Source organism: Streptomyces sp. NPDC004788, from assembly GCF_053601115.1.
In genome coordinates this window covers 22,381-28,535 of the sequence record NZ_JBSGBF010000102.1, presented here as the reverse complement: position 1 = coordinate 28,535, position 6,155 = coordinate 22,381, and the positions used below count along the sequence as shown (strand labels likewise).

General features: G+C 65.5%; 4 protein-coding genes and 1 pseudogene. 1 reads left to right on the top strand and 4 read right to left on the bottom strand.

Going from position 1 to position 6,155, the window contains the following annotated elements; genetic code table 11:
- Positions 1–100, top strand: a pseudogene (locus ACWEJX_RS31615) (IS481 family transposase); the annotation flags it as partial.
- Positions 101–277: 177 nt separating this feature from the next.
- Here ACWEJX_RS31615 and ACWEJX_RS31610 read toward each other — a convergent pair.
- The 4 genes from ACWEJX_RS31610 to ACWEJX_RS31595 form a co-directional block, all read right to left on the bottom strand.
- Positions 278–1,432 (bottom strand): hypothetical protein, encoded by a 1,155-nt coding sequence (locus tag ACWEJX_RS31610; RefSeq protein ID WP_451610847.1) that lies wholly within the window; start codon positions 1,430–1,432, stop codon positions 278–280.
- A 345-nt stretch (positions 1,433–1,777) separates the two neighbouring features.
- Positions 1,778–2,653, bottom strand: a complete 876-nt coding sequence (locus ACWEJX_RS31605) for an IS5 family transposase (RefSeq protein WP_451610846.1) — start codon at positions 2,651–2,653, stop codon at positions 1,778–1,780.
- Positions 2,654–3,264: 611 nt separating this feature from the next.
- Positions 3,265–4,506 (bottom strand): hypothetical protein, encoded by a 1,242-nt coding sequence (locus ACWEJX_RS31600; RefSeq protein WP_451610845.1) that lies wholly within the window; start codon positions 4,504–4,506, stop codon positions 3,265–3,267.
- A 564-nt stretch (positions 4,507–5,070) separates the two neighbouring features.
- Positions 5,071–5,775: an FRG domain-containing protein gene (locus ACWEJX_RS31595; RefSeq protein ID WP_451610844.1), complete on the bottom strand. Its 705-nt coding sequence runs from the start codon at positions 5,773–5,775 to the stop codon at positions 5,071–5,073.
- Positions 5,776–6,155 lie beyond the last annotated feature (380 nt).

Below are 6,155 nucleotides of genomic sequence, written 5' to 3'. Positions count from 1 at the left end.
AGACTTCCTCCACACCTACAACCACCACCGCTGCCACACCGCACTCGACGGACACCCGCCCATCAGCCGCGTCAACAACGCTGCGGGCCAATACACCTAGGCCGTGTATCGAAAGTGGATCTTGAGGCGAATCCGGAGAGGAAGAATGTCTGCTTGAGCGGCTCCCGCCTCGGCCGTGCCTTGTACAGACGTAGAGGATCCACACCGGTCCTGGACCGTGGGTGGTCCAGCGGCGGGCGCGGTATGCGGAGGCGACCGTGCCCGCCCTGCGGGGTTGTCAGCTGCTGATGCCAGCGTAGATCATCATGAGGGCGTCGTGGTCGACGCCGTCGGGGCCTTGCTTGAACGAGGCCAGTGCCGGGACTTGGCGGGAGTTGTGGCCCGGGACGTCCACCGGCTTGGTCCAGCCGCCTTCCTTGGTCCACGTGGTGTGCATCAGCTTGTCGCTGGCAATGTCCGGGTAGACGGCGTGCAGTTTGCCGTCGAACGAGGCCAGAGCGGCGTTCCGGTTGGCGGCCGCCTTTTCCCCGGCGCCGAGAATCGTCTCGCTGTTGGTCCACTGGGTGCCGTCGAAGATCGAGTGCAGTAGGTCGCCGTTGTAGGGCGAGTGGAGTGCGACCATGTGCAGGGCGCCGTCGTGTACTGCGAGCGCCACGTTGCCAGACCAGCGGGTCAGACCGAACTCCTTCAACGCACTGGATGAGTCAACGAACATGTAGTCGCGGTACGGCCCTTCGATCGGTTGCCCGTCGGCCCCCTTGACGCGCTCCCACTTGCCGTCGGCGTTGCGGGCATCGTGCCGGAAGCGCAGATCGCGGCTGTCGGCGAAGACGATGTGGACAGCTCCGTTGAATACAGCCAGGCCCGGGGCGCACAGGATGTGCCCCTGGCCGGAGAACCCTTGAACCTCCGACCAATGGCTCCCCGCCTCGAGGGTCAGGTGGGCCGCCTCAATGGCGGCACACTGGTTTTGGCCGTCGTCGATGATGGTCCTGGTGGTGACCATGAGCAGTGCGCCGTCGGCGTCGACCATCGCGGGCGGCTCGGTGCTTCTCCTCGCTCCGAAGGAGAAGGGGGACCATGCGTTCGCCTTGTCGAGGGCTTCGGAGGCGGCCGCGATGTTCTGCTGCTGCTGCTTCTGTTCCTCGGTGGCATCTGCGGGCAGTGCCTCCTGAGCCCTTTCCAGCGCGGCGACGAAGGGCTGGGCGACCGCGGGAGTGAACGTGGTGCAGTAGATGTAGGGATCCCTCGTACCGAACGGCACGTCGCTCCGGTGCGCGCAGTACAGAGTGCCGTTGATATCGGCCAGGACGGGATCGGAGGCCGCAAGAACATCGCCGTGCGCGACGGCGGCGGACCATCCCTTCTCTGCGGTGTACACCGTCCGCCACAACTGCTGGAACTTCTCCTGCTGGGTCACTTCACTGGCCACGGGCACTCCTCATATGCGGGCAGACTGGCACCCCGGCGGACTATCCAGCACGTCGACAGGACGCCGCGACACCAAAGATCATCGCTAAAGGTAGCGCCCTTGCTACTCACTGTGCGCGCACTTCGGTGAACCCCAGCAGAGCCCGTAGCCGGTGTACTAGCCGACCATGATCAATCTCAGCGCCAACCGCTGTACCGATGTCCCCGAGGCCGGCATAGCCCTGACGCGCATGGACCGGGTTGGGCCGTGGCCGGGGTCAGCAACCAGTCCACCGGGTACTGCCCGAACGTCACCTCCCGGGCGGCAGTCGCGTGAAACGTGGATCCCACCTGTGACGGTCGGTGATCACAGCCACTCGTTGATAGCCGCGACGAGGATCGTCGCCTCGTAGCGGACTGCGAGCTTGTCGAAGCGCGTGGCGACGGCACGGTTCCTCTTGAGGCGGTTGATCCCGCACTCGACCGCATGGCGCTTGCGGTAGTCGGCCGGGTCGAAGCGCGGCGGCCGGCCGCCGCGGGAGCCGAGCTTCTGGCGGTTGCGCGCCTGGTCGGCCTTGTCCGGGATGGTGCAGCGGATCCCGCGGCGGCGCAGGTAGGCGCGATTTCTGCGGGAGGCGTACGCCTTGTCAGCGCGTACCCGGTCGGGGCGGACACGTGGCCGGCCCGGCCCGAGGCGGGGGGCACGGACCTTCTCCAGCACCGGTTCGAACTGCGGTGAGTCCCCGCGCTGTCCTGCCGTGATCACGATCGACATGGGCTTTTGGCTCTGCTCGACGGCCAGGTGGAGCTTGGTGGTGAACCCGCCGCGCGACCGTCCCAGCCCGTGATCATGCGGCTCGGTGAAGACCCCGCCCGGTGGTTCCTTCTGCAGGTCGCCCCGCTTGCGAGCCCCGGCCGCATGCTGATGGGCACGGCACACCGTGGAGTCGACGTTCAAGTCCCACACGATCGCGCCCTTCGCGTCGGCCAGGGACTGGAGCCGGGTGAGGATTCGCTGCCAGGTGCCGTTCCGCTGCCACCGGCGGAATAGGTCGTAGACCCGGCTCCACGGTCCGTACTCGACGGGGACGTCCCGCCACGGAACACCGGTCCGGATCCGGAACCGTATGCCGTCGAGCAGCCGCCGCCGAGGCCAGAGCGGCGGCCGCCCCGCCTTCGTGCCCTTCGGCAACAGCGGCTCCAACACCGCCCACTGCTCGTCCGTGAGATCTCCCCGACCCATGAACCAAGATCATGCACAACCCAAGATCCACTTTCGATACACGGCCTAATGCTCCGGGAACATCACGGCACCTACCGAGACGAGTTCACCGAGAGGCTGGCGGCGAGGGCGCTGCTGTCCGCTACCGTCAATGAAGTCGAGCTGCATCCGTTCTCTCCCATCCCTGAGCCGCAGCATCTGGCTGTGGGAGCTCTCCCCTCGCGGCCCCAGGCGCAAGAGCGCATGCCGGAAGCCAGAGCACTTGCCCGGAAGTCGGCCACAGGTGCGCGCCGGGACGGTGGCACTACGGTCCTCAGTCACACCGGCCGGCCGACACCGCGAGGAAATGCCACGCCCGTGAGACGGGCGAGCTGTGCCACCGGACTGCAGCAGGGTAAGAGCCGCAGGTCCGCAGACACGCCCGTGCCACTGATCGCGAGACCCTACACCTAGGTAGGTTCTCAGATGCCGTGTCATTTCCTCAGTCGCGATGTCATGTGACTGGCCAAACTGACACGGGATTGAGAATTGCTGGCCACTGCCGTCACTCATTCGGGTGGCCTTGCCTCAGGTCCGGCGTGGACCCCTCACGCGGACGCGAACGTAGCGCTCGCGGAGGAGGCTGCCCACGTTCACTCGTTTGGGGACTCCGTTGCCAGCGGGATACCACACCGCCAGCAGTCGTTCGCGTGGTCGTCCTGGCAGACGTAGCCGATGGCGCCATCCACGCACCATTCGGCGGCCTCCTCGGAAAGCAGGTCAGGCCCGGCAAGGAGCAGTCGGCGAAATTCCGTGGTGTCCGCAATGTCGGCCGGCCGGTTGGTGAACCATTCGTCGAACCAAGGCTCGTCCCGGCGCATGCGCCAGTGCGCATTCTCCCGGTCGTCGACAGCCGTAAGGAACCGATCGACGATGCGCCCCCAACTCGGTGCTCCGAACCAGCCGTTGTCGGACGCACAGAAGGATTCGATCAGGGTTCGCAGGCCGAACTCCTTCTCGTGAAGGCAGTACCTTCGCCCCCATGAGATCGCGACCTGCGCCATCTCCGCGAGTTCTTCTCGCGGATCAACCTCGTGCGCCGGGTCGTCAGGGTTGTGGCAGGCCAGCCCGAGCTCGAGCACGGACTGCCCGGTCGGTAGAACCCGGGACGGGTTGACGATCGCGAGACCGAGACCGATCCAGTCGACATGGTCGAACGACAGCATCGAGCGCACGAGTCGGGTGGTCGCCGTGTTGATCCGCATCATCGTGCCGTCGTGCAGCGGACTCTTCCCGGCATGCCAGTTCTCGACGGGTGTGTTGCGCCACACGGCGAGCGTGATGCGGGTGGCAGCGAGCCACAACAGGGCGTCGTCGTCGAGGTGCCCGAACCGCTTGGCACACTCCTGGGCGCCGTAGGTGATCAACTCTTCCGGTTTCGGCCACCTGTGACTGTCGGGCCCTTCAGGCGCGTACTCGTAGTCGCCGGCGTACTCGTCGAGGATCGCGCTCAACTCGGCTGCGCTGTCAGCCTCGCTGTACTCGGAGCCGTCCGGCCCCTCGACGGTGTACATGTCGTGGTCCCAGGAGACGTACACGTCGCCCCAGAGCACGACGTCATCGCACTCGCTGGCGTTGTCCGTCACAACCGGCCTGATGGTGATCGGGGCAGTACGCCCGTCGGTTCGCTCGCCGTCCTTCTCGGCGGCCCATGCGGTGATGACCCCGAGCGGCTTCGGAAGGAGAGGACCGACCTCGGTGATGCTGAACGGCTCGACGTCGTCATCGGTGTCGAACCGGCTATTGACGAACGCGACCGCCTCGGAGGGCGTGCTGACGATGGACTGGCTACCACTCTCGTTGTCAACTACACGCCACAACGCCCTGTTCTTCACGGTGCTCTCCGATCGCGGTGAGTGCACCCGAGGCGGGTGCGATGCGCCGGTCGTTCGGCACTGACTCAAATTATGGGCTGATCAACCCGTCCGTAGTCCCGCAGGCGCTCGTCGGCGACGACGCTCGGGACGTTCGTGTGCAACCTGCTTTTCGCGACCGCAGGCGGCCAGCCCGTCGGGAGCGGCGTGGGCTCGCCCACCCGTTCAAACAAGAAGCCGTGGACTGTGTTCTTCAACGCGCAGGGTTCCTCGGTGGTACGGCAGGCCGACGTAATCATCGTCTGGTACTGAGCCGGGGCTTGCATCGAACACGAGAGCTCAGGAAATGACACGGACCTGATACAGCCGACGGATGATACGGCGTGAGACGCCAGATAGAACCGCAGGTCACGGCGGCGCCGCATGACACGGAACTGGAGAACCTACAGGCGAACTGCAGGGTCTCGCTATTCGCGGCACAGCCTCAGTCACGATGGCACGACGATGGCACTTATGCCGCCGATGGGAGACTCCCCGGTCGGCACTGCCCTGTCGTGTCGAACCGTCCGCGGCGGTCGGTAGCGTTCAGTTTGGCGGGACCGAGTGCGTCCGGGATAATCTGCCGATTTCCCGTAGCGCCAATCTGCGCACTTCGCCGATCGGCGGGTACATACTGTCCATGGTGATTGGCTCACCCAGAGCCTTCAGGCGGTCACGCAACCCGCGTTTCCATTGCTTCTTGATTCGCACGGTCCAAGCTTTGGCCGGCCACTTGGCACCGGGGGCCGAATTCTTCGGGAAGAAAATGCCGAGATTGGACGTCGCGTCCAATTGTTGCGCGGTGAGTCGCTTTCCCTTGAACGTCATGGTTCGGTCGGGGTAGCTGGCGGTCAGGCCGCCGACGAGGAAGCGGCCCCGCTGGGCGCGCATGCGAGGGTCGAGGTCGTTTGGGTGGATCACGGCAACCCGGTTCGTCCAGGTGGACTTCGCGTAGTGGGGGCCGAGCGCGGTGCCCTCCCACTCCAGTGCGTCCTGGGCGGTGAGGTCGATGATGTCGGGCCCGCCGTTCTTCACGACGGGGAGTTCGATGATGAAGAGGCGGCCGTCGGCGTCCTCTGCACGGTCGACGGCGAAGAACAGGGCTTCGAACGGTCCGGCGGACACGTCGATGAGCCGTGTAGGGATTCCGTGGTGCTGGAGGACGGCGAGGAGTTCGCCGTCTGTCATCAGCCGTCCGAGTCCTTCACCGTGCTTCAGCACCCTCAGAAGGTGCTGCTCGGCGTTCTGCAATTTACTCTCGGTAACGACGGGTCGTTTGCCCAGATCTCCCGGAAGAGCCTGGAGGCGAGTGCATAACCTTCATCGGGTTGGCCACGGTAGAAAGTCCGCTCGGATTCCGGAGAAAGAGGAACGGTTCCCTCTGGGTGGGGAGGCTGCGCACCTCCTTCCATCCACTCCCATAGGGCCTTTTCGGAGTTGATTCCGACCTTTTCGTTGATTTCGCGGTCCCGGAAGAAGCGTCCGGGCGAATATCGCTGGGGAGCGTCCATGGCGCACTCCTTGCACAGGGTGCCCGTTGTGCAGCGGGCCTGCGTGGATCGAGCGTGGCATACGGTCCGCAGGCGCGCACGGCAGCCGGCGGCGGGGCCCAGCCGCGCTCGCCGACCGCC